At 49.9% G+C, this 409-nt stretch carries 1 protein-coding gene; it reads left to right on the forward strand.

The window, feature by feature from the left end; all coding sequences use genetic code 11:
- On the forward strand, window positions 1-372 hold a 372-nt coding region (locus tag AACY19_RS27505), incomplete at its 5' end, for an integrase core domain-containing protein (RefSeq protein WP_339454650.1).
- Window positions 373-409 lie beyond the last annotated feature (37 nt).

Below are 409 nucleotides of genomic sequence, written 5' to 3' on the forward strand. Positions count from 1 at the left end.
CATCATGTGCATGAAAGCCTGCATACCGAGTCAGTCATCCAGGCGATGACGAAAGCTCTTCGACACCGAAGAACCAGTCAGCCGCTGGTACATCACTCAGATCGGGGCTCGCAATACTGCTCTGATCTCTACCAAAAGCTGCATGCCAAGCATGGCGTCAGGTGCTCGATGACTGATGGCTACGACTGCTACCAGAATGCTCTAGCGGAACGAGTGAATGGGATTCTGAAAACGGAATTTCTTCTACACCGTCCCAAAGACCTTGCCCAAGCCAAGCGCATGGTTGAAGAATCGATAGAAATTTATAACCGTAAGCGACCTCACTTGTCCCTGAAATACAAAACGCCCGATGCGGTGCATCGGGCGTTTTGAGACTGAAACAGGTGTAAACCTATTTCAGGACTAGACA

Origin of the sequence: Pseudomonas sp. EA_5y_Pfl2_R50 (genome assembly GCF_963970475.1) — a bacterium.
Lineage (GTDB): Bacteria > Pseudomonadota > Gammaproteobacteria > Pseudomonadales > Pseudomonadaceae > Aquipseudomonas.